This window comes from Vibrio sp. B181a (assembly GCF_030248375.1).
Classification (GTDB): Bacteria; Pseudomonadota; Gammaproteobacteria; order Enterobacterales; family Vibrionaceae; genus Vibrio; species Vibrio campbellii.
The window spans coordinates 224384-247087 of the sequence record NZ_JAHGAD010000007.1; the positions used below are offsets into that span (position 1 = coordinate 224384).

At 45.1% G+C, this 22704-nt stretch carries 18 protein-coding genes; 8 read left to right on the top strand and 10 right to left on the bottom strand.

Going from position 1 to position 22704, the window contains the following annotated elements; translation table 11 throughout:
- Positions 1-5 precede the first annotated feature (5 nt).
- The 3 genes from plsX to yceD are packed head-to-tail and all read right to left on the bottom strand — an operon-like array spanning position 6 to position 1796.
- Positions 6-1031: a phosphate acyltransferase PlsX gene (gene plsX, locus KIO97_RS02980; protein ID WP_038889875.1), complete on the bottom strand. Its 1026-nt coding sequence runs from the start codon at positions 1029-1031 to the stop codon at positions 6-8.
- Between the two features lie 10 nt (positions 1032-1041).
- Positions 1042-1212, bottom strand: coding sequence for a 50S ribosomal protein L32 (gene rpmF, locus KIO97_RS02985; RefSeq protein ID WP_005396978.1), 171 nt, complete (start codon positions 1210-1212; stop codon positions 1042-1044).
- 59 nt (positions 1213-1271) lie between these two features.
- Positions 1272-1796 (bottom strand): 23S rRNA accumulation protein YceD, encoded by a 525-nt coding sequence (yceD, locus tag KIO97_RS02990; RefSeq protein ID WP_005444794.1) that lies wholly within the window; start codon positions 1794-1796, stop codon positions 1272-1274.
- Positions 1797-1945: 149 nt separating this feature from the next.
- Between yceD and KIO97_RS02995 the strand changes: the two genes are divergently transcribed.
- Positions 1946-2527 (top strand): nucleoside triphosphate pyrophosphatase, encoded by a 582-nt coding sequence (locus tag KIO97_RS02995; RefSeq protein WP_045372804.1) that lies wholly within the window; start codon positions 1946-1948, stop codon positions 2525-2527.
- Between the two features lie 375 nt (positions 2528-2902).
- Here the strand turns inward: KIO97_RS02995 and rluC are convergent, their stop codons facing one another.
- Complete coding sequence (gene rluC / locus KIO97_RS03000; protein WP_041853308.1) at positions 2903-3847, bottom strand: 23S rRNA pseudouridine(955/2504/2580) synthase RluC; 945 nt, start codon at positions 3845-3847, stop codon at positions 2903-2905.
- 636 nt (positions 3848-4483) lie between these two features.
- Between rluC and rne the strand changes: the two genes are divergently transcribed.
- Complete coding sequence (gene rne / locus KIO97_RS03005; RefSeq protein ID WP_285380923.1) at positions 4484-7591, top strand: ribonuclease E; 3108 nt, start codon at positions 4484-4486, stop codon at positions 7589-7591.
- Between the two features lie 325 nt (positions 7592-7916).
- A complete protein-coding gene (locus tag KIO97_RS03010; protein WP_010645684.1) occupies positions 7917-9476 on the top strand; it encodes a SulP family inorganic anion transporter in 1560 nt (519 codons plus the stop codon).
- A gap of 60 nt (positions 9477-9536) precedes the next feature.
- Here KIO97_RS03010 and KIO97_RS03015 read toward each other — a convergent pair whose 3' ends face one another.
- Entirely contained in the window at positions 9537-9986 is a 450-nt protein-coding gene (locus KIO97_RS03015; RefSeq protein ID WP_010645685.1) for a low molecular weight protein-tyrosine-phosphatase, read from the bottom strand.
- Between the two features lie 117 nt (positions 9987-10103).
- On the opposite strand from KIO97_RS03015, the gene cobO reads away from it, so the two are divergent.
- Complete coding sequence (cobO, locus tag KIO97_RS03020) at positions 10104-10709, top strand: cob(I)yrinic acid a,c-diamide adenosyltransferase (protein ID WP_005433239.1); 606 nt, start codon at positions 10104-10106, stop codon at positions 10707-10709.
- A 123-nt stretch (positions 10710-10832) separates the two neighbouring features.
- Here the strand turns inward: cobO and KIO97_RS03025 are convergent, their stop codons facing one another.
- The 3 genes from KIO97_RS03025 to apbC all read right to left on the bottom strand — a co-directional run bounded on the left by KIO97_RS03025 (position 10833) and on the right by apbC (position 15009).
- A complete protein-coding gene (locus KIO97_RS03025; protein WP_285380925.1) occupies positions 10833-12920 on the bottom strand; it encodes an AsmA family protein in 2088 nt (695 codons plus the stop codon).
- A gap of 189 nt (positions 12921-13109) precedes the next feature.
- On the bottom strand, positions 13110-13751 hold the full coding sequence (gene udk / locus KIO97_RS03030) for a uridine kinase (protein ID WP_005433235.1): 642 nt from the start codon (positions 13749-13751) through the stop codon (positions 13110-13112).
- Between the two features lie 181 nt (positions 13752-13932).
- Positions 13933-15009, bottom strand: a complete 1077-nt coding sequence (gene apbC / locus KIO97_RS03035; RefSeq protein ID WP_005433230.1) for an iron-sulfur cluster carrier protein ApbC — start codon at positions 15007-15009, stop codon at positions 13933-13935.
- Between the two features lie 157 nt (positions 15010-15166).
- Here apbC and metG point away from each other — a divergent pair, with 157 nt between their 5' ends.
- Together metG and KIO97_RS03045 are read left to right on the top strand one after the other, a co-directional pair.
- Positions 15167-17227, top strand: a complete 2061-nt coding sequence (gene metG / locus KIO97_RS03040) for a methionine--tRNA ligase (protein ID WP_005433237.1) — start codon at positions 15167-15169, stop codon at positions 17225-17227.
- Between the two features lie 213 nt (positions 17228-17440).
- A complete protein-coding gene (locus KIO97_RS03045; protein WP_285380927.1) occupies positions 17441-18247 on the top strand; it encodes a hypothetical protein in 807 nt (268 codons plus the stop codon).
- 84 nt (positions 18248-18331) lie between these two features.
- Here the strand turns inward: KIO97_RS03045 and fadR are convergent, their stop codons facing one another.
- A complete protein-coding gene (gene fadR, locus KIO97_RS03050) occupies positions 18332-19171 on the bottom strand; it encodes a fatty acid metabolism transcriptional regulator FadR (RefSeq protein WP_005433233.1) in 840 nt (279 codons plus the stop codon).
- A gap of 639 nt (positions 19172-19810) precedes the next feature.
- Between fadR and nhaB the strand changes: the two genes are divergently transcribed.
- Together nhaB and dsbB are read left to right on the top strand one after the other, a co-directional pair.
- A complete protein-coding gene (gene nhaB, locus KIO97_RS03055; RefSeq protein ID WP_038889866.1) occupies positions 19811-21397 on the top strand; it encodes a Na(+)/H(+) antiporter NhaB in 1587 nt (528 codons plus the stop codon).
- Positions 21398-21482: 85 nt separating this feature from the next.
- Positions 21483-22019, top strand: a complete 537-nt coding sequence (gene dsbB / locus KIO97_RS03060) for a disulfide bond formation protein DsbB (RefSeq protein WP_005433241.1) — start codon at positions 21483-21485, stop codon at positions 22017-22019.
- A gap of 76 nt (positions 22020-22095) precedes the next feature.
- Here dsbB and KIO97_RS03065 read toward each other — a convergent pair whose 3' ends face one another.
- The gene (locus KIO97_RS03065; protein ID WP_285380930.1) at positions 22096-22704 is read right to left on the bottom strand and encodes an SEC-C metal-binding domain-containing protein; all 609 of its coding nucleotides are present in this window, start codon (positions 22702-22704) and stop codon (positions 22096-22098) included.

The window sequence follows — 22704 nt, forward strand, 5'->3', positions numbered from 1 at the left end:
GAAGACTAATAATGCCTCTCGAGTAAAACCGCTTCCAAACGATCGCTAATACGGCTTGGTACTTGTCGTTTGACCTCGTGTACTGCCTCGCCAAGTGCATTGACAATCGCAGATACATCCGCACTTCCATGGCTTTTTATGACAATGCCGCGCAATCCTAGCAAACTTGCGCCGTTATACTGGTCGGGGTTCAGTGTTTTTAGTTCATTAAATAGCCGAGAAAACAACTTTCTAGCAATCCAACCCTTTATCGTCGATGCCATCATGCTGGTTTTTAATTTTTCGATAAAGAGTTGCGCTGTTCCCTCGCTGGCTTTTAAGCATACGTTACCGACAAAGCCATCACAAACGATGACATCGGCCACGTCATGCAAAATTTGATTACCTTCAATATAACCGACAAAATTGATTGCGTCGGTTTGAGAAAGCATTTCTGCACAGCGTTTGACTAAATCATTACCTTTAATTTCTTCTGCGCCGATATTTAGCACAGCAACACGAGGAGGTCGACCTAGGTGTTCTTCTGCTAATGCACTGCCCATAACAGCAAACTGAAACAACGAGTCAGCATCGCACGACACGTTCGCACCAAGATCTAACATCCAAGTACGTTTACCACTGATGGTCGGTAAGGCGGAAACTAAAGCAGGACGCTCAATACCAGGAAGCAACTTAAGAACAAATCGTGAGAGCGCCATCAAGGCTCCGGTGTTGCCACCGCTCACACAAGCATCTGCTTCGTTGTCAGAAACGAGATCAATGGCCATACGCATGGAGCTATTTTGGCTATTACGTAATGCTAGAGAAGGCTTTTCTGAATTGGATATCACTTTCTCGCTGTGAAGAATGCTCAAACGAGAACTGGTAGAGGTACCTAGTTGAGATAATTGAGACGTGATCAGGGATTGATCACCTATAAGAATCACTTTTAGCTCTGGGAAATGAGACAGTGCCTGCACGGCGGCAGGCACTGTTACGCGTGGACCGAAATCCCCGCCCATTGCATCAAGTGCAACGGTAATACTTTGCAAAGGTTCAACCTTACTTGTTGATAACCTTTTGACCACGGTAGTAACCTTCAGCAGTTACGTTGTGGCGTAGGTGAGTTTCACCAGAAGTCGCGTCTACAGATAGTGCAGCTGTAGTTAGCGCATCGTGTGAACGACGCATACCGCGCTTAGAACGAGTTTTACGGTTTTTCTGTACGGCCATTGACCCTACTCCTATACTATTGGGTTAAAAACCTAAAGAAGAAGCGGCTACCACACCAGTTACTTTTTCAGATTTTTCAAAACGTCGAATGGATTCGGTTTTTCTTCCTCAATTTCTTCAGGAATCTCACCAAAAACCATGTTATTTGAGTCAACGCTACAATCCGCATCATCGTGCATTGCGATTTGAGGTAATGTTAAGATGAACTCGTCTTCAACCAGTTGTATGAGGTCTAATTCACCGTACTCATTTAGATCTACCAAATCATAAATTTCTGGTGCTTCCTCTTCCGTCTTCTCACCGTAGTAAGGAGTGTAAAGGAATTCAACTTCACACATGTGTGTGAATACCTCATTACAACGCTGACACTCTAAATCGACTTCGATGTTAGCTTTACCAGAGATAACAACAAGTCGCTGTTCATCAATATCAAATGACAATGAGACTTCTGCGTCGCGTTTTACGCCTTCAGTTGTTTCCGCTAAGCGCTTGAAAAGACTAGCTTGGATGATGCCATCGTAATCTAATCGTTTCTGTGCGGACTTCGCCGGATCAACCGTTCGCGGTATTTTTACCTTTTGCATAGGGCGCGAATATTATCTTCCAAATCAAAATTAGTCAAAGAAAAAGGCAAAAAAGTTGTACTTTTTTACGCTTAACGTACAGAGCATTAGCCAGAATCGATTTTGATCGATTATCCTATCGGAAATGCTTTTGCGAATTGTAATTCAAAATGAAAAATTACCAACTGGTTTTAGCCTCAACCTCCCCTTTTCGTAAACAACTGCTGGAAAAACTAGCAGTACCTTTTACTTGCTTATCACCAGACTGTGACGAGACTCCTTTACCCAACGAAACCCCTTTAGAACTGGTTCAAAGGCTCGCGATGGGAAAAGCGACTTCTTGCCACACAACTCAGGACAGTTTGGTCATCGGCAGTGACCAAGTTTGTGTCATCGATGGCCAAATTGTCGGTAAGCCACTAAATCGAGAAAACTCGATCAAGCAGTTATTAGCTCAAAGCGGTAAAACCATCACTTTTTATACCGGGCTTGCGGTACATAACACCGCGACAAATCATACTGAAGTCGGCTTCGATACCTTTGAAGTGCATTTTAGGGATTTGACTCGCGAACAAATCGAGCGTTACGTAGACAGAGAGGAACCGTTTTATTGCGCCGGCAGCTTTAAGAGCGAGGGAATGGGCATTTGCCTGTTTAATAAGTTAGTCGGTAAAGATCCAAATACGCTAGTCGGCCTGCCACTGATTGATTTGATCGACATGCTGCAAAAACAAGGGTTAGAGGTTTTGTAGGGAATACAGAAGACTCCAAAGGGCTGATATGGACGGTGTAAGCAGTCATCAAGCTAATGACTTTGCATCTCAACCAGAGATTCCCGACAATGCTCCTTCGTCGCTTTCGGGAATGACGTCGTTTAAGCTCATCCATCAAAACGTAAGTCATAACCCACTTAAATTCAGAATTCACTGCACGTCATCCTCAAGAGTGAGGAACGAGCGAGTTGGGGATCTCTTTCAACGGTATTGCTGAGCACAAAGTTCTCATAACTCAACAGGCAAAGGTGCCACCACTCTCTAAGAAGCTTTCTACGATCAAAAAAGCCGATGTCTTAACATCGGCTTTTACATAGCTTTTTGCGATCCCGAAGGATGTAGACGCTCTCGCCTCTACTTCTTACGTAGACCTACCAACACTTTTTCAAGCTTAGCTTCCATCGGCGCGTTGATCTCCATCCACTCATCATTCGATGGGTGCTGGAACTTGATGTTCGCCGCATGAAGGAACAAACGGTCCAAACCAACCTGGCCAGTATAAGCATCAAAGCGGCGGTCACCGTAACGATCATCCCATGCGATTGGATGACCTGTGTATTGAGTATGCACACGAATCTGGTGAGTACGGCCGGTAATCGGACTTGCTTGAATCAACGTCGCCTGCTCAAACCTTTCCAAAACCTTGAAGCGCGTTTCTGACGGTTTACCATTTGGGTTCACACGTACGATACTGTTTACTTCATTTTTGAGTAGCGGCGCATTAACGACTTTGCAGCTGTTTTTCCACTCACCCATGACAAGCGCGAAGTAGAACTTCTTCACTGTCTTTTCACGGAATTGGGCTTGCAGATGACGCAATGCCGAACGCTTCTTAGCAACTAACAAAATGCCGGAAGTGTCACGGTCAATACGATGAACCAGTTCTAAGAAGCGTGCCTGTGGGCGTAATGCTCGAAGTGCTTCAATCGCGCCAAACTTCAAACCACTGCCACCATGTACTGCTGTACCAGATGGTTTATTTAGCACCAACATATGGTCGTCTTCAAAAATGATCATATGTTCTAGTTCTGCCACTTTATTTAACTTAGTGCTCGGTGCGACATCGTCTTCTTTCTTCTCGACCGTTACCGGTGGAATACGTACGAGGTCGCCTGCCTTAAGTTTGTACTCGGCTTTAATACGCTTTTTATTAACGCGCACTTCACCCTTACGCACGATTCGGTAAATCATGCTTTTGGGAATGTCTTTTAATTGGTTACGCAGAAAGTTATCAATGCGTTGACCCGCCATGTCTTCGTCGATATCAACGAACTGGACTTTTGTTCTTATTTCGCTCATGGGCGGTATTGTAAACCCAAATCTGTACGACTTCACATTATTCTTGCCGCAAAAGAAACACTTGTTGCCGTTCATCGAGCTAAAACACGCCAAGCTTTTGTTTAAATTATTAAAACTCTCTATCAACTTCTCGATTTAATTTGCGTCTTTCTCAGTTTGCGAGACTCAACTGCTTATGAAACAGCCAGTTATAAATTACAAAAATTGAATTTAGCGCCAAATTTTCCATCGTTTACGTTAAAGCAGATTGCTGATATCCACCTGCGCTGCTATAGTTCACAGCTGCTAAGGAAGGTTTGGTTACATTTTGTTCATTACCAATCATTTATCCCCAAGCAATGTGAGTAGACTGTTGAATGTCAGGTGCAGCATTGGCGTAAGACACATTGAGTTCAACACACTTGTCACTCTACTCCTCGCATATTCACGTTGAGTATCTACCGCTCCGTATAGCGGGTCACAAGTTTACGTTTCCAACGAAACCCAAAGAAGTTTGTGATGACTGAAGTGCCCTAGAGCATCCCCTTCCAGCCGGGAGGCTGCAAAATATAGCCATGGGATCAGGCACCGTGAAAGAGTGAAAAAACAGTGGCAAGTTGCAAAGAAAGATAAAGAAAAGACAACGAGAAATTTTCAATGAAAAGAATGTTAATCAACGCAACTCAAAAAGAAGAGTTGCGTGTCGCTCTGGTTGATGGCCAGCGACTTTTCGATCTTGATATCGAGAGTCCAGGTCATGAATCTAAAAAAGCGAATATCTACAAAGGACGTATCACACGTATCGAACCAAGCTTAGAAGCCGCATTTGTTGACTACGGTGCTGAGCGTCACGGTTTCCTTCCTCTTAAAGAAATTGCCCGCGAATACTTCCCTGAAGGTTACACTTACCAAGGCCGTCCTAGCATTAAAGAAGTGCTAACAGAAGGCCAAGAAGTGATCGTGCAAGTGGAAAAAGAAGAACGTGGTAGCAAGGGCGCAGCTCTAACTACTTTCATCTCTCTTGCGGGTAGCTACCTTGTTCTTATGCCTAATAACCCTCGTGCCGGCGGTATTTCTCGTCGTATCGAAGGTGATGAGCGTACACAACTTAAAGCTGCACTAAGCACTCTGGAACTGCCTCAAGGCATGGGCCTGATTGTTCGTACTGCTGGCGTTGGCAAGAGCGCAGAAGAACTAGAGTGGGATTTGAACGTACTACTTAACCACTGGAGCGCGATTAAGGGCGCGGCAGATTCTAACCCTGCCCCATTCCTAATCCACCAGGAAAGTAACGTAATCGTTCGTGCAATCCGTGACTACCTACGTCGTGATATCGGTGAAATCCTAATCGACAGCAACACCATTTATGAGCGTGCTAAAGAGCACATCAAATTGGTTCGTCCTGATTTCATCAGCCGCGTTAAAAAATACGATGGCGAAGTACCACTGTTCAGCCACTACCAAATCGAAAGCCAAATTGAATCGGCTTTCCAACGTGAAGTGCGCTTACCATCTGGTGGTTCTATCGTAATCGACCCAACAGAAGCACTGACTTCTATCGATATCAACTCTGCTCGCGCAACGAAAGGCGGCGATATCGAAGAAACAGCACTTAATACCAACCTAGAAGCAGCAGACGAAATCGCTCGTCAATTGCGTCTACGTGACCTTGGTGGTCTGGTTGTTATCGACTTCATCGATATGACGCCAGTACGCCACCAGCGTGAAGTAGAAAACCGTCTACGTGAAGCCGTTCGTCTAGATCGCGCCCGCGTTCAAATCGGTCGCATTTCTCGCTTCGGTCTTTTGGAAATGTCTCGTCAACGTTTGAGCCCTTCTCTAGCGGAAGCAAGCCACCATATTTGTCCTCGTTGTACGGGTACAGGTGTGGTTCGTGACAACGAGTCTCTAGCACTTTCTGTTCTTCGTCTTATTGAAGAAGAAGCGCTTAAGGACAACACAGCACAAGTACTTGCTGTGGTACCTGTGCCAATCGCGTCTTACCTTCTAAACGAAAAACGTCGCTCTGTGAACCACATTGAACGCACTCAAGAAGTGAAGATCACTGTTGTTCCTAACTCAGACATGGAAACGCCTCACTTTGAAGTTATCCGTGTTCGTGAGGGTGAAGAGTTCGACCTGCTTTCTTACCTACTTCCTAAGAAACTGGAAGCGATGAAAGAAGCAGAAGGCAAAGAGCCTGCAGAAGTTGATATTAAGCCTAAGCGCATCGAAGAGCCTGTACTGAAAGGTTTCGCAGCGCCAACGCAAACTGCACCAGCTCCTGCAGCAACGTCTAAACCTGCACCAGCTGCGAAGAAGAAAGAAGCAGCGCCACAGGAAGAAAAACCAGGTCTAATCAGCCGTCTGTTTAAAGCGCTTGGCAGTTTCCTATTCGGTGGTTCTGAAGAAGTAAAAGAAGAGCCTAAGAAAGAAGAGAAGAAGCCAAACCGCGATAACAAGCGCAACAAACGTGACCGCAACGATCGTCGTCGCAACAACAACCAACGCGATAACCGCGAAGGTCGTGACAACCGCGATAACAAACGTCGCCGTAAGCCACGTGAAGAGCAAGCGACTGAGCAAAACGAAACGCAACAGCAGCCTAATAAGCAGCAAAACCGCAACCAGAAACGTAAGCCTAGAGCTCAACAAGCTGAAAAAGCACAAGAGCCAAAAGCAAATGCGAAGGTAGCGGAAAAAGGTCTGCAACTTGCCGCTGAAGCACGCACTGGTACAGAAGCGAAGCCGGAAGAAAGCAAAGCGAAATCAAACGCGAAAGCAGAGAAAGTGAAAGAGCGCCGTCAGCGTCGCAAACTGAACAAATCTGTACGTGTTAAAGATCAGCAAGCGGCTGAGAAAGCGGAACAGGAAGTACCTGTACAAGCAGTCGTTGAAGCGGTTGAAGCACCTGTTGAAAAGACCGTTGAGGCAGCAGCAGAAGCACAACAAGACAACAAAGCAGAATCTAAACAGCGTCGTAACCGTCGTTCACCACGTCACCTACGTGCAAGTGGCCAACGTCGTCGTCGCGGTCGCGATCGTCGCCCTAACCCATTCCGCCTACGCAAAGGTGGTGTAGCCTCTCCTGAGATGGCAATGGGTAAAGTAATGCCACGCTACATTCCAAAACCAGCACCTAAGAAGGAAGAGCGAGTGAAGGAAGAAGCAGCGGTTGTTGCAACAGCAGTACCTGCAATCCAAGGTGGTTTTGCTTGTCCTGAAATGGCGATGGGTAAAGTGATCATTCGCCGTGAGCAACCTGCAGTCGTTGAAGCGCCAGTGGTTGAACCAAAAGTTCAACAACCTGTAGAAGCGAAAGTAGAAGCTCCAGTTGTAGAAACACCGGTTGCAGCAGCACCAGTAGTTGAAGCAGCAGTTGTAGAGCAAGCTGAAACTGTAGCAGCAGAAGCGACACCAGTTGAGCCAATCGTAGAAGCACCTGTAGTTGAAACAACTGAAACTGCAGTAGCAGAAGCGGCGCCAACTCAAGAGCCAGTAGTCGAAGTAGTAGCAGAAACTGTAGAACAAGTTACAGCGGAAGCGAAAGTAGAAACACCAGAGCCTAAAGCAGAAGTTATCAAGGTAGCGACCAAGCCACGTGCTAGCGCACCGATGACAAAAGCGCCGGGTCCTCAAGAGCTTCGCGAAATCACTGTTACAGCAGCACCGTTTAAAGCTGAACGCTACGCACCGAAAGGCGCAGGTAGCCAAGTAGCAACAAACCGTGCGTCTGCAGGTATGACAAAGCCAAACTTTAGCTAAGTTGTAATTTGTCTTTACACAAAGCGAAAAGCTAATGAAAAGGCTGCCGATTGGCAGCCTTTTTTGTTATTCGGCCCGTTGGCTTTCATTGTTCATATTAATATCAACTACCGATCACATTTGTGCGTCAATATCCCCTTCTTTGTTGAACTTAATCACACTTTTCGGTAGCATTCGCCGACTCAAGTTTTCGACACCATTCTGATGCTGCTCTTTTTTTACTACGGTTTGTACTGTTAGAAGCGACTTCGCTTCCCCATCAGTACTTGTGCAATACGAATATGTGTCGGGAGAAATTCATCGCCAAGAGAACCCAATTTAAAACATGTTCGAATTTCCTCAATTTTCTAAGCACTCTGTAAAAAACGATGTGCTATCAGGTCTTACGGTTGCGCTAGCACTGGTTCCTGAAGCTGTAGCATTTGCATTCGTTGCTGGTGTAGACCCTATGGTTGGTCTGTACGCAGCCTTTATCGTCGGCCTTATCACCTCTATTTTCGGTGGTCGCCCAGGTATGATTTCTGGTGCAACCGGCGCTATGGCGGTAGTTATGGTATCGCTAGTGGCGACTCACGGCGTTCAATATCTGTTTGCCGCAATTATGCTCGCGGGTATTCTTCAGATCGCAGCAGGCCTATTCAAGCTGGGTAAATTCATTCGAATTGTTCCACACCCAGTAATGATTGGTTTTGTAAACGGTCTAGCTATCGTTATCTTCCTTGCGCAGCTAGGTCAGTTTAAAGCGCCTGACATCAACGGCATGCTGACTTGGCTACCACAAGACCAAATGCTGCTCATGCTAGGTCTCGTTGCGCTAACAATGGCGATCATTCACTTCCTACCAAAGATCACAACCGCGGTACCGTCTTCTCTAGTAGCAATCGTGACGGTGACGGCTCTTGTTGTGGGTTTGGATCTAGAAACGCGCACAGTTGTTGATTTCCTACGTACTATGTCTGGTGACGAAGCAGCGACTTTGGCGGGCTCTCTTCCGACCTTCTCTATTCCAGCTGTACCTTTCACTCTTGAAACACTGCAGATCATCTTGCCTTACGCAATCATTCTTGCTGCTATCGGCCTGATTGAGTCTCTACTGACGCTGACGGTACTAGATGAAATGACCAATACTCGTGGTCAATCAAACCGTGAATGTATCGGCCAAGGCATGGCGAACATGACATGTTCAGTGTTCGGTGCAATGGGTGGTTGTGCGATGATTGGTCAGTCAATGATCAACGTAAACTCCGGCGGTCGTGGTCGCTTATCAGGCATCGTTGCGGCTATTGCCCTACTGATGTTTATCCTGTTTGCTTCTTCATTGATTGAAATGATTCCACTGGCTGCGCTAGTTGGTGTTATGTTCATGGTGGTAATCGGTACATTCGAATGGGCAACGTTCAAACTTGCGCGTCGTGTACCTAAGCAAGATTTCTTCGTTATCGTTCTAGTAACAGTAGTGACTGTACTGACTGACCTAGCGGTTGCAGTTGCCGTTGGTGTGATTGCATCTGCGCTAATGTTTGCATGGCAGCATGCTAAACATATCTACGCAGACACGCGTCTAAACGAAGAAGGTTCAAAAGAGTACAAGATCCACGGCCCTATCTTCTTTGGTTCTGCTGCAAACTTCCTTGAGTTGTTTAATGCTCAAGACGATCCTAAAGACATCATTGTTGATTTTGCAGACTCTCGCGTAACAGACCATTCAGCTATTGAGGCAATTGAGACTTTGGCTGAGCGCTACGCTGTACTAGGTAAAACACTTCACTTACGTCACCTGAGCCCTGACTGCCGCAAGCTTCTAGATAAAGCAGGCAGCTTGGTTGAAATCAACGTGAAAGAAGACCCAAGCTACAAGGTTGCAACCGACGTACTTGCTGGTTAATGAAAACGAAAAAGGGATGAGCATGACTCATCCCTTTTGCTATCTGTCGCTTGTCACTACTTAGAGCTTTTTCAAAATCACTTCCGACGCATCTTCAATCAAATCCAGTACCAATTCAAAACCCGCATCTCCACCATAGTATGGGTCCGGAATCTCGTCATAGTCTGAATCACCATGACTTAAGAATAACGACACTTTGTGGCGATGCTCTGTCGGACAAATATCCAATAGATCGGCAAGATTCGCTTTGTCGGCCGCTAACACCATATCAAATTCATCAAAGTCCCCTACCGTTACCTTACGAGAACGCATTCCTTTAAACGAATAGCCTCGTTGCTTTCCTGCTTGCATGGAGCGTGCATCGGGAGGATTTCCGGCGTGGTAACCAATAGTCCCTGCGGAGTCCACTTCCACTGAAATGCCCAGTTCTTTAGCTTTCGCTCTTAATACTGCTTCACCTGTTGGCGAACGACAAATGTTTCCCATACAAACAACGAGTAGTTTCTTCATTTTATTCCCTGAATTATCGATGGTTTTTCTTCACCAACTGTTGGTCTATCATAACGAGATAATTCGATGAACCCAAGTAACCACGGGCAAAGCACACAACGGAATTGAGGAAGTATTATGTCTATCGAAGAAAACAAAGAAGCACGCCATAAGGCTCGCCAACAGAAAGTAAAAGAGCAGGTAGACGCTAAAATCGCCGCTGCCCAAGAAGAAAAAGGCCTACTACTTATCATCACTGGCAATGGTAAAGGTAAATCGACATCCGGTTTTGGCACCATAGCGCGTGCCGTTGGCCATGGATTGAAATGTTCCGTTGCTCAGTTTATCAAAGGTACATGGGATAATGGCGAGCGCAACCTACTAGAGAAACTCGGCGTTGAGTTTCAAGTGATGGCAACGGGCTTTACTTGGGAAACGCAAAATAAAACCGCCGATACAGAAGCCGCTCAATTGGTGTGGCAAGAGTGTAAGCGCATGCTTAAAGATGAATCTATTGATGTGATTCTGTTTGATGAGCTGACGTACATGGTGAGTTATGGCTATATCGACTTAGACGAAGTGGTCGAAGCGCTGAACAACCGCCCGAAGATGCAATCTGTCGTAATTACTGGTCGCGGTGCACACCGCACCTTAATTGAGATGGCAGATACCGTTTCCGAAGTGAAGAACGTTAAGCACGCTTTCGAATCCGGCGTAAAAGCCCTAAAAGGTGTCGATTGGTAATTGTTTAAAGATTTCTCCGAGCGAATAAAGCTCCAAAGAATTCGAATAATGCACAAACTAAAAAAGGGTTGGCTCAGACCAACCCTTTTGCTTTAACGATATATAGATAGGAAGCTTGGTTCGTTATTTAAATAAGTTCTTCAACAAACCATCTACGGCTTCTTTGGTTTTCTCGTCTTTGATCTTATCCGTTAGCTTGTCTACACCACGGTCAATTTCTTTCTGTGCTTTTTGCTTCAATACGTCATCGAAAACCAGCTTGAATTTAGGATCAGCCCACTTACCAGAAACGTTGATAGGAATAGTGATGTCCTTCAGTTCATCAATGTTCTTACCACCCTGGCCTTCTAACGAGCCCACAATCGAAGTGCTAATAGTGAAGTCGACCGTTTCGTTTAAGTAGTTCGCTTTACCCTTACCACGAACACGAAGAAGTGGAGACTGCGCTTTCATGTTATCGGTAGAAACCACACCTTTGTTCAGCTTCAACGTCGCCGTCATGGCACTAAAGTCTGTTTTCTTAACTTCATCCGTGCCTTCTAGGCTTTGACCTTTGAATCGTGCGTAGTTTTCTCGAATCAGTTGAGCAACGTTGATGCCATTCACAGCACCATCGGCAAAATTGATCACGATAGTGCCGGCCAGGTTCTTCTTGATGCCGGTTGGCGTTAGACTCTTACCACTAGCGTTCACATCAATGTTACCAGTACCTTCCAACATGTCGTTGTTTGCCACATCGATCAACAATGGTTGAATATGGACACCTTTAATTGATTTCTTCGCTGAGTAAGTTGCTGGTGATTTACGTGCATCTAGCTTAGCGGTTGCAGTAATCGTACCTTGGTACAACTTAGAACTGAATGAAGTCAGATCGAACACACCGCGATTGACAGAGAAGCTTGCTTTTACCGCTTCCATCTTCGCATTAGCGGCTTTGAACTTATCAATCGTAATATCGCCCTTCACATCAAGCGTTTTTAGTGCAGACAGGTCTGGTTCAACTTCAGGACCAGCAGGAGCACTGTTGCCGCCTGATGCTGGTTGATCACCCGCTAGAGCTTGCTTATTCAAGCCAAGGAATTCATCCAAGTCGATGTTAGGACTGTGCACAGCAAAGCGTACTTTCGGAATCTCACCCAAAGTCACGTCCGCTTTACCATCCAATGCAATTGCGTTTGCTGTTAGCTTTTCCAACACAAAGCTCAAGTGACTCTTAGTAAGATCGAAAGAGAGATCTGAAGCCATATCAACTTTCATTGGTGATTGTGGAAGCGCATCTCCTTCAAACGTTGAGTTCAACGTCAACTTGTTCAACTGCACTTTGCTGATAGCTTTATCGACGTTTAGCTCACCGCCACCTTGCATATCAAGCTTCATGCCACCTGCTTCGCCTTTCAATGCGTAGCTTAGGTTGTTTGCTTTATCGAATTCGAACGTCTCTAAACCGATGGTCGCAGATTCAATTTTGTTGGCAGGATCGCGGTAAGTTGCATCAAAGTTGATGTTTTTCAGAGCGTAGCTAGTCAAACCTTTCGCCAGTTTGAAATCCGCTTTACCTTGCGCTGTAAACGTCTGATCATCCATTTCACCTTTCACGCCAAAATCTGCCGTTGTCCAGCTATCAAAGGCAAACTGAGAAAGGTTTAAAGAAATATCCGACAGCTTAGTGTAGCTACCCGCTTGCTTGTCTTGGATTTCAACATAGCCATTGGAGATGGTGACGCCAGCTAAATTGATCGTCCAATCAGAAGCCGTACTCTGAGAGTCTGCCGCTTGCTCTGGCGTTGCTTCCGTGTTTTTTTCTGCTTGCTGAGTTTGTGCTTTGGTTAGCGCATCAATGTTCTTGGTACCATCTTTCAGCGTTTCAAGGTAGAACTCAGCACCGTCAAGAGTGACATTGCCAATTTCCAGTTGTTTGCTGAACAAAGGAGTAACAGACACATCCACGCCGACCGTTTCAACTTTAAACAGGTTAGGTTGGCTGAAGCCTTGTGGGTTTCTTAATTCAGTGCGGCCCAGCTCGAAGCCAATTGATGGGAAAAACTGCCAGCTAATGTCCCCGTCAATAACGAGTTCTAAGCCGGTTTGTTTTTGAGCTTGTTCCACAATCAGTGGTTTAAATTGGTTTGGATTAACAAAAATCACTAACCCTAAAATAACAGCCAAAATCGCCACAATTGGGATGGCGATGATTAAGAGCAGTTTTTTCATTCGCTTTTTCCTTGCTCGAGTGTTTTTACAATTATAAGCACAGACTTAATTAATCGCCGACAGTTCCACAAAAGCGTGAAAAACGTCCGATTTCGTATTGCAACTGATTAATTTAAAAACAAAAAAAGAAGTGGCACCTAAGGTGCCACTTCTTCATACAAAAATAAAGCGATATAGCCGTCTAAAGGCTTAAGCTTTCAGAAGTTTTGCAATGTGCGCTTTAAGAACGTCAATTGCGATACGGTTTTTACCACCGCGAGGTACGATGATGTCCGCGTATTGCTTAGAAGGTTCGATAAATTGCATGAACATCGGACGAACTGTCTGTTGGTATTGCTTAAGAACAGATTCCATTGTACGACCACGCTCTTCAACGTCACGTTTAACGCGACGAAGTAGACAGATATCCAGAGGCGTATCCATAAATACAGTTGCGTGCATTAGGTCACGTAGACGTGGGTCAGTAAGAAGCAAGATACCTTCAAGAATGATGACCTTTTTAGGTGTCATTGGAGTCGTGTTGCTTGTACGAGTGTGCTCTGTGTAGCTGTACTCAGGAACTTCTACAGCTTCGCCACGTACCAATTTCTCTAGGTGTTCGCAGAGTAGGTCGTGGTCCAACGCGCTCGGGTGGTCGTAGTTAGTCTTTACACGCTCTTCCATGCTTAGTTGGCTTTGGTCGTTGTAGTAGCAATCTTCCGTGATGACACCGATTTGATGATCGCCCACTTTCTCGCGAAGCTCATTGTAAATAGTGCTCGCGATCAGACTTTTTCCAGAAGCAGAAGCGCCAGCAATACCTACGATGACGCATTGATTATTATCAGACATTAATTTGCACCCGATGATGATTTTCTAGTCACATAAAGAGATAAACTGCCTGATTATAGGGAGTTCCCCCCTTCGTTACTAGTTGGAATTAGGGTTTCGTTATAAGTTTCTGTCTGCTCAGAGGATCAACCTCCAAGCAAACGTTTATATGTACAATATTCAACCAGCGTTGATATTAAACTCAGTTCACCATGGTAAAACTGATTGCATCTGGTTTTGCTTTGCCTTGCCAATACATTGTACAACACACGCGATCAGCCAGCAGTTTGTAGTAGCCAGCGTGCTCGCTTTCTGGACGTCGTGCCACAGTTGGAATGCCAGCATCAATGTCTTCTCGCATTGAAATATGGAGTGGTATTTGCCCTAACAGCGCCAAACCAAATTCTTGCGACATTTTCTCTGCGCCACCAGTACCGAAAATATGCTCAACCGCTCCACACTGACCACAAATGTGGTAACTCATGTTCTCAACAACGCCGACAACTGGCACATTCACTTTATGGAACATGGCCGCGCCTTTACGCGCATCCGCTAAGGCAAGATCTTGCGGTGTCGTGACAAGCACTGTACCTGTTACTGGGATCTGCTGTGAAAGCGTTAACTGAATGTCACCCGTGCCTGGTGGCATATCAATAACCAGATAATCAAGCTCAGGCCAATCCGTTTCTGTCAGCAGTTGTGATAGCGCTTTGGAGGCCATAGGACCGCGCCAAATAGCCGCTTCCGACTTATCCACCAAGTAACCGATAGAATGAGTATAGATGCCATGAGCAAAAATAGGCTCCATCCATTTCGCATCACGGACTTCAGGCTTCGCGTCTTCTTGCCCCAACATCATAGGAACCGATGGGCCATAGATATCAGCATCTAACAAGCCAACTTTCGCACCCGACTGTGCAATAGCTAAAGCAAGGTTAACCGCCGTTGTCGATTTACCCACGCCTCCCTTTGCCGAGCTGACCGCAATGATGTTTTTCACGCCTTTAACAGCATTGGTAACTTGCGTCTCAAGCGCTTTAACCTTTATCTCGATTTGGAAATCAAACGCAGGGACGTCGCCTGCTGCTTGTTGCTCTTTAATCCAGTCGTTCAGCGCGATTTGAAGTTCGTTGCTCGCGAATGGCAAGGTAATTTGAATACCGCCTTGCGCAGGGATAGCAACCATCCCATTCATATCTGCCCAGTTTTCCACCAACTGTGGATGTTGGAACTGGTTTAGCCAATGACAAAAATCTTGTTTTGAAGTGAACTGATGCATGAGGCCTCCTTTATGCATCTAATCGTAGCACCCAGCGGCGAGATTCAGAACCCCAAAAAAACTAAGGCAATCCATGGTTTGATGCCTTGGCGTCAGGGAGCTCATGGGGTAGTATTACTCTCTATTTTTTATACCTATCAAAAAGCGATTATTAAGTATGGCAAACGATCCAAGAAAACTGCTGGTAACTTGTGCCCTTCCGTACGCTAATGGTTCGATTCACCTAGGTCACATGCTTGAGCACATTCAAGCTGACATCTGGGTTCGCTACCAACGCCTACGTGGCAACACTGTAAACTTCATCTGTGCTGACGATGCTCACGGCACGCCAATCATGCTAAAAGCACAACAGATGGGTATTACGCCAGAAGAGATGATCGCTGCAGTAAGCGAAGAGCATCAAAAAGACTTCGCTGGCTTTGATATTAGCTTTGATAACTACCACAGCACACACTCAGAAGAGAACCGTGAGCTAGCTTCTCACATCTATCTTGAGCTGAAGAAAAACGGTTTTATCTCTAGCCGCACAATCTCTCAGTTGTTCGATCCTGAGAAAGAAATGTTCCTACCGGATCGTTTCGTAAAAGGTACTTGTCCTAAGTGTAAGTCAGAAGACCAATACGGTGACAACTGTGATAACTGTGGTGAGACGTACAGCCCAACTGAGCTGATCGATCCAAAATCAGCAGTTTCTGGCGCAACTCCAGTCATGAAAGACTCTGAGCACTTCTTCTTCGACCTACCCCAGTTCGAAAGCATGCTAAAAGAGTGGACTCGTTCAGGCTCTCTACAATCTGAAACTGCGAACAAAATGCAAGAGTGGTTCGAATCAGGCCTGCAACAGTGGGATATCTCACGTGATGCACCGTACTTCGGCTTCGAGATCCCAGGCGAGAAAAACAAGTTCTTCTACGTATGGCTAGACGCGCCTGTTGGCTACATGGCTTCTTTCAAGAACCTATGTGACAAAACTGAAGGTCTAGACTTCGACGAGTACTGGAAGAAAGACAGCTCGACTGAGCTATACCACTTCATCGGTAAAGACATCGTTTACTTCCACTCGCTATTCTGGCCAGCAATGCTAGAAGGTAGCGGTTTCCGTAAGCCAAACAACGTATTCGTACACGGCTACGTAACGGTAAACGGTGCGAAGATGTCTAAGTCTAAAGGTACGTTTGTTAAAGCAAGCACGTACCTAAACCACCTAGACCCAGAGTGTCTTCGTTACTACTACGCTGCAAAACTAAACAGCCGTATCGACGATCTAGACCTTAACCTGGAAGACTTCACTCAACGTGTTAACGCTGACGTAGTAAACAAGATTGTTAACCTAGCTTCTCGTAACGCTGGCTTCATCTCTAAACGTTTTGAAGGCAAGCTTGCTGAAAACTTTGCAGAGCCTGAGCTATACAACGAATTCGTTGCTGCAGCAGACCGTATCGCAGAGCTTTACGAAACTCGTGAGTTTGGTCGTGCAATCCGTGAAATCACAGCGCTAGCAGACAAAGCTAACCAATACGTTGATGAAAAAGCACCTTGGGTTGTAGCAAAAGAAGAAGGCAAAGATCAGGAACTGCAAGAAATCTGTTCTGTAGGTATCAACCTGTTCCGCGTTCTGATGACTTACCTGAAACCAGTGATGCCTGCACTAGCAGCACGTACTGAAGCTTTCCTTAACGAAGAGCTAACTTGGGAAGGCATCGCTGCACCGCTTACTGGTCACGAGATCACTAAGTTCAAAGCACTGTTCAACCGTATCGATCCTAAGAACATCGAAGCGATGATTGAAGCATCGAAAGAAGACGCTGCGGCAGAAATGGCAGCAAAAGAGAAAGCGGAAGCAGAAAAGAACAAAGCGAGCCAAACTGAGCTAGATAAAGATCCAATCGCTGAAGAGATTGAGTTCGATGCTTTCGCAGCGGTTGATATGCGTATTGCTCGAATCATCTCTTGTGAAGAAGTGCCAAAAGCAAACAAACTGCTTAAGTTCCAACTAGACATCGGCGGTGAAACTCGTCAGGTGTTCTCTGGCATCAAGTCAGCATACAAACCTGAAGAGCTAGAAGGCAAGCTAACCGTAATGGTAGCGAACCTAAAACCACGTAAGATGAAGTTTGGTATGTCTGAAGGCATGATCCTAGCCGCTGGCCCTGGTGGTAGCGATCTATGGATTCTTGAGCCACACGAAGGTGCTCAACCAGGTATGCGTGTAATGTAATTCGTTACTTCGCGAAGAAATTAGAAAATCCCTGCCCGATTCGGCGGGGATTTTTTTTGACTAAATTCACACTTTTGGGGAGATTACGCACCAAATTCGTACAGTTTCTTTTTCCAACCAAACATAAGTTATTGTTTTGATTTATTTTAATTGTTGGCATCAAAACTGCTCTTTCATAGTTGCTAGGTCAAAAGCACTAACAAGGAGTTGGTTATGTTTGTTTTGATTTCTACTTTGATCTCGATTGCTATTCTGGCTGGGATCTATCACTTGGCTGCGAAGCGAGAAAAGCAACATGCTCGTAAGTATCAATTGCTCACCTTATTACGCGATACCATCCATCTATTGCGCCGTCATCGTGCAGTGACCCACTACTCTATCCAACACCAACAAAATCATGAGAAAGAGATAGAGCACATCCATCAGGAACTAGGTTATAAACTGCACCAATTAGTGGAAACCTCTCGCTTTGAGAACAAACCCATGTATCGCGTGCTGCAAATCAAAATTGATAAATTGCTCGAGCAGTGGCAGGACAACACTGTTGCACGCAATCAGATGGAGCATGGCAAGCTGATTCGCCACAGTTTGTACCTAATGGATGAGGTCACCCTTGCTTGGCTCGCCATCGCTCAGAAGGACGAGCTAAATGATGAGTACCACATGAACTGGCAAACTGTCATTGATAGCTTAGATACGCTGACACAACTGCGTATCAGCATTCAAGACATGGGGGATAAAGGTGCTCCAGAGCGGATGAAGAATTACGCTTCGGTAATGATAAGAAGACTGAACCAGTTGGCTGTGATTAGCCCTTTAAGTATTGCCTCTCCTATGTCAACTCGTTCGATTCAATCTTTAAATGAGTACATTGAGGGCGAGCTCACTTCGCTGAGTGAAGAAGAGCTTTACAATATCACTTCTGACTTGTCTCTCACGATATTTAATACCTACGATCAAATGCTATCGGATATTATCGAAACCCTTTATTTACCTTTACCCAGATTGTCCTTAGCTTAATCGCTAGGGTGAATAAGTATCAAAAAAAACCGCAGGTTTATACCTGCGGTTTTTGTACTGAAATCGTTGGAATTCAAGGGTTAATTAACTGTCATCTTCTGTGAAGTTAGTTGGCAGCTCTTGCTTCATCTCGTTCCAGATTTGTGCACTTTCCATACCGTAGTGACGAATCACGATTGGTAGTTGATCGCGCTGGCCTGTTTCACACGTTTCTAGAAGCTGACGGTAAAAACTCAGAGCCAAATCACGTGATGCTGGGTTTGAGAAGTAGTAGCTGCCTACGCGATCATAAAGCTTTCTTAGACCGTTGAAGATCAATCCGTAAATCTGGTTACCAGAATGGAACGCCAAGCGTTGGAACAACATGTAGTCGTAGAAATTGAATGTCTTAGCAATCAGGATTTCTTGACGCTTCGCTTCATCTTTTTCGTTGTCTTCTTTTACGCTTTGCAGGATCTTGTCGGCGTATGGAGACGCAGCAATAAAGTCATCCCAAGAAGAGGCACTAACAAGCGCTTCACAAGACTCAATCACGTTCTGGATTGTGCGCTCAGACGCCTCTTTGTTTGCTTTAAACGCATAGCGCATGAAGATTGGACTGATGTTAGTACGTGCCGCAAGCAAATCTTCAACGATGTTTGTTGCGTTATCAACGTCTAGCGTCATTAGCGTGTCCAAGATATGCAGACCAGAGGTCTCCATGAATTGGTTAACTTTGGTTGGTTTACCGTGTTGGATAGTCAACCAACCGTCTCGCGCAAGACGCTGAAGCACTTCACGTAACGTAGTACGAGTAACACCAATAAGTTCAGATAGCTCACGTTCAGCGGGTAAGATTGAGCCAGGTGGAAAACGGCCGTTCCAAATGCTCTCGATAATGTATTTTTCTGCGAAACCCGCAGGGCTCTTAGCCTTAATGACCATTCTGTTTTTATCCAATATTGATTTCTAAGGGTCGATACCACTCATCATACCACTACTTAACGATTTGCGAAAATTAACGATCAATAAATGAAACGAAATCTCAATATAGAGTTAATACTCTACATATATATTCAATTCAAAATGTTAATCACTTTGAATCAAACTCGTAAAATTTATATTTTGGACAAATCCTACTGACCACAAACGCAGGAAAAATAAAGCCTACCTCGTCACATTTTTATGCTCAAAATATGCAAAATAAATTTATGTTTTACGATTAATATTCTTTCTTAATTGATCTTTTCTCGTAATTGACTTGGTTTTAAATTCCAAGGTGATTTTTTTTAAGCTTTTCATGGTATAGTAACGCCGTTTTGATCGCGTTATTACAAATAAAAAGCAGTTTTAGTCGGCAGCATTACGTTTTGTTATTGACTATAAAATGCCGAAGTGTAGAGTTGCGGTCGAAAGTGAGCGGTGCTTAAGTTCAGGGGAAGTAACTTGGCAAGACTACAGTGAAACAAGGGATTGTTGTTTTTCTAAGTTATTGTTTTAAAAGGCTAAATAATAAGCCTAACAAACAGATACTTAAGCACTATTGTAGTGTCTATTCATAATTTTGTTATAAAGAGAATTATCATGCCGATGTCGCTCGGAAATGCCTTTATCAAGAACTTTCTTGGTAAAGCGCCTGATTGGTACAAAGTTGCCATTATAGCCTTCCTAATTATTAACCCGATTGTTTTCTTCCTAATTGACCCATTTGTTGCAGGTTGGTTGCTAGTAGCAGAATTTATTTTCACGCTAGCAATGGCGCTGAAGTGTTACCCACTTCAACCAGGTGGTTTGCTTGCAATTGAAGCGGTTGCTATCGGGATGACCAGCCCTGCCCAGGTGAAGCATGAGCTGGTTGCGAATATCGAAGTTCTTCTACTATTGGTATTCATGGTTGCGGGTATCTACTTTATGAAACAGCTTCTGCTGTTCATTTTTACGAAGATCCTGCTTGGTATCCGTTCTAAAACATTACTTTCACTCGCATTCTGTTTCGCAGCAGCGTTTTTGTCAGCATTTCTCGATGCACTGACCGTTATCGCCGTTGTCATCAGCGTTGCAGTGGGTTTCTACTCGATTTACCACAAAGTCGCTTCTGGTAACCCTATCGGTGACCATGACCATACTCAAGATGACACCATCACTGAGCTTACGCGTGACGACCTTGAGAACTACCGTGCATTCTTACGTTCATTGCTAATGCATGCTGGTGTGGGTACTGCGCTTGGGGGTGTAACAACAATGGTTGGTGAACCACAAAACTTGATCATTGCAGACCAAGCGGGTTGGTTCTTTGGTGAATTCCTGATCCGAATGGCGCCAGTGACTCTTCCTGTTTTCTTCTGCGGCTTGATCACTTGTGCAGTAGTAGAGAAGCTAAAGATTTGTGGTTACGGTGCGCAGCTGCCTGATAACGTGCGTCAAATCCTTGTTGATTTCGACCGTGAAGAGCGTAAAACCCGTACTAACCAAGACGTAGCTAAGCTTTGGATTCAAGGTCTAATCGCAGTTTGGTTAATTGCAGCACTTGCTCTGCACTTAGCGGCCGTAGGTCTGATTGGTCTTTCAGTTATTATCCTTGCAACCTCATTCACTGGTGTGATTGAAGAACATTCAATGGGTAAAGCGTTTGAAGAAGCCCTGCCGTTTACAGCACTTCTTGCCGTGTTCTTTGCAGTCGTTGCTGTAATCATTGACCAAGAGCTATTTAAGCCGGTTATCGACGCTGTACTTGCAGTTGAAGACAAAGGCACACAGCTGGCGTTGTTCTATGTCGCCAACGGTCTACTTTCAATGGTCTCAGATAACGTTTTCGTGGGTACGGTCTACATTAACGAAGTAAAAGCGGCACTGATTGATGGCCAAATTACTCGTGAACAGTTCGACCTACTAGCAGTAGCAATTAACACAGGTACTAACCTACCTTCAGTTGCAACGCCAAACGGCCAAGCTGCGTTCCTATTCCTGCTAACATCCGCACTGGCACCATTGATTCGTCTATCCTACGGTCGCATGGTGATCATGGCACTGCCATACACTATCGTACTGGCGCTTGTTGGCTTGATGGGCATCATGTTCTTCCTAGAACCAGCAACCGCATTCTTCTACGATGCAGGCTGGATTTCGCCAAGCAGTGGTGATCTGGCTCCTGTTGTGTCAGGTGGACACTAAAAATTTGAGTTGATTAGGAAACTTATCCAAGTTAAAAAGCTCTGAGTATTCAGAGCTTTTTTATATTTCAGACAGGATTGTAACCGTGAGTATTTTTGCATCACTTAATCAGTTTTCGAAAGGACGCTTATCTTGGCTCCTTCTCCTTTTAGCGATTATCTTTTTTGAAGCCTGTGCCCTATTTTTCCAACACGTTATGATGCTAGCACCTTGTGTTATGTGCATTTACGAACGTGTGGCAATGATGGGAATTGGTTTTGCCGCGATGATTGGTCTTATCGCACCAAACAACCCTCTCGTTCGCTGGATAGCATTAGCAGCATGGGGCGCAAGTGCTTACAAAGGTTTGATGCTTGCGATGCAGCATGTGGACTATCAATTCAACCCGTCACCATTTGCAACATGTGACCTATTTGTGACGTTTCCAAGTTGGGCACCATTAAACCAGTGGGTTCCATGGATGTTTGAAGCATACGGTGACTGCGCGAAGATTGTGTGGCAGTTCCTTGGTCTTTCTATGCCTCAATGGCTTGTCGTCATTTTTGCGGGTAACTTAGTCGCTCTTGCATTCATTGTGATTGCGCAATTTGTTCGTGGTAAGCGCAAGAATCCAATCCAGTAACGTTTTTCCGACTTCTAATTACTGAAAACGAATACAAAAAAGCCGACCATGAGGTCGGCTTTTCTTTGCAATTCGATTACTTACCGCAACATTGCTTAAACTTCTTACCGCTTTCGCATGGGCAAGGGTCATTACGCCCAACACCTTTGAAAGGGTTCAAACTCTTCGACTTTTTGCCGACCATCAATTCGTCGGCACCAAGTGCAACTTCGTTGATCATCAGGTCAAACTGCTCGATGAAGTCCACAAGCGCTGGCGGCGTTTCAATACCCACATCACGCATCTGTTGCTGAGTTTGCTCTTCATCAATCGCCAACATCATCGTCGTCAAAAGCGCTTGCAGCATTCGCTCAAGGCCATCGTTCAATGCGACATCATGCCACTGCTCTTCAATCACCGGCCAGACAGACATAAAGCCTTCAGCAAAATCCGCTAACTGCTCTGGGTTGGCTTCTGTCAGCGCAAGTATAGAGTACTCGTTGCGCAGAATGTAGTTGTGCTGCTTGTGAATCTGCTCTTCAACCATTGGCTGAATCGCTTTAAAGCCCTCACCTAGAAGTGGCTCTAGCCATGTTTCCGGTGCTAACGGTTTCGTGGTCAGGTTCGCAGCTAGGACCGCCCCTTCCATAAACAGCGAAGATTCTTCGAGTTGAACTTCACCTTTCTCAATTAATGTGTATTGCAT

Bases quoted from the DNA above. Each gene is read 5' to 3' on its own strand.
- KIO97_RS02995 (WP_045372804.1), top strand. From the start codon at position 1,946: ATGAAAAATTACCAACTGGTTTTAGCCTCAACCTCCCCTTTTCGTAAA.
- rpmF (WP_005396978.1), bottom strand. From the start codon at position 1,212: ATGGCCGTACAGAAAAACCGTAAAACTCGTTCTAAGCGCGGTATGCGT.
- KIO97_RS03025 (WP_285380925.1), bottom strand. From the start codon at position 12,920: ATGAAAAAACTGCTCTTAATCATCGCCATCCCAATTGTGGCGATTTTG.
- KIO97_RS03045 (WP_285380927.1), top strand. From the start codon at position 17,441: ATGTTTGTTTTGATTTCTACTTTGATCTCGATTGCTATTCTGGCTGGG.
- yceD (WP_005444794.1), bottom strand. From the start codon at position 1,796: ATGCAAAAGGTAAAAATACCGCGAACGGTTGATCCGGCGAAGTCCGCA.
- metG (WP_005433237.1), top strand. From the start codon at position 15,167: ATGGCAAACGATCCAAGAAAACTGCTGGTAACTTGTGCCCTTCCGTAC.
- cobO (WP_005433239.1), top strand. From the start codon at position 10,104: ATGTCTATCGAAGAAAACAAAGAAGCACGCCATAAGGCTCGCCAACAG.
- nhaB (WP_038889866.1), top strand. From the start codon at position 19,811: ATGCCGATGTCGCTCGGAAATGCCTTTATCAAGAACTTTCTTGGTAAA.
- KIO97_RS03065 (WP_285380930.1), bottom strand. From the start codon at position 22,704: ATGCAATACACATTAATTGAGAAAGGTGAAGTTCAACTCGAAGAATCT.
- KIO97_RS03015 (WP_010645685.1), bottom strand. From the start codon at position 9,986: ATGAAGAAACTACTCGTTGTTTGTATGGGAAACATTTGTCGTTCGCCA.
- apbC (WP_005433230.1), bottom strand. From the start codon at position 15,009: ATGCATCAGTTCACTTCAAAACAAGATTTTTGTCATTGGCTAAACCAG.
- udk (WP_005433235.1), bottom strand. From the start codon at position 13,751: ATGTCTGATAATAATCAATGCGTCATCGTAGGTATTGCTGGCGCTTCT.
- rne (WP_285380923.1), top strand. From the start codon at position 4,484: ATGAAAAGAATGTTAATCAACGCAACTCAAAAAGAAGAGTTGCGTGTC.
- rluC (WP_041853308.1), bottom strand. From the start codon at position 3,847: ATGAGCGAAATAAGAACAAAAGTCCAGTTCGTTGATATCGACGAAGAC.
- KIO97_RS03010 (WP_010645684.1), top strand. From the start codon at position 7,917: ATGTTCGAATTTCCTCAATTTTCTAAGCACTCTGTAAAAAACGATGTG.
- fadR (WP_005433233.1), bottom strand. From the start codon at position 19,171: ATGGTCATTAAGGCTAAGAGCCCTGCGGGTTTCGCAGAAAAATACATT.